Source organism: Bacillus sp. SIMBA_154 (assembly GCF_046536015.1).
GTDB lineage: Bacteria > Bacillota > Bacilli > Bacillales > Bacillaceae > Bacillus > Bacillus pumilus_P.
Genome location: NZ_JAWJBV010000219.1, coordinates 1 through 276, shown reverse-complemented (window position 1 = coordinate 276; position 276 = coordinate 1). Strand labels below are relative to the sequence as shown.

The following is a 276-nucleotide window of genomic DNA, read 5'->3' as shown; positions in this document are numbered from 1 at the left end:
CCGTTTCTCATGTCCATCATGCGGGGATCGCCGTATTCCTTAAAAAACACTTTCCGACCGTTCAGCATCTGAACATATTTACGGAACCGTTTTTGCCTTTTAATCGTTTTGGATGCGCCGTTTTCTTCATATGAAAATGTGACTTCAACGGGATCAGTCACACCGCAGACGCGCATATGTTTCACATCCAGATATTCAATCCCCGCCGGTTTTCCCGCCCCGTCCCGAAGCACTTCGAGAAAACCGTTGCCCGTTTTTTCACGGTCTTCTATCGCA

The 276-nt window shown here is 47.8% G+C and carries 1 pseudogene; it reads right to left on the bottom strand.

Annotated elements, in window-relative coordinates:
* Window positions 1-276: pseudogene (locus R0K30_RS21795) on the bottom strand (phage portal protein); the annotation flags it as partial.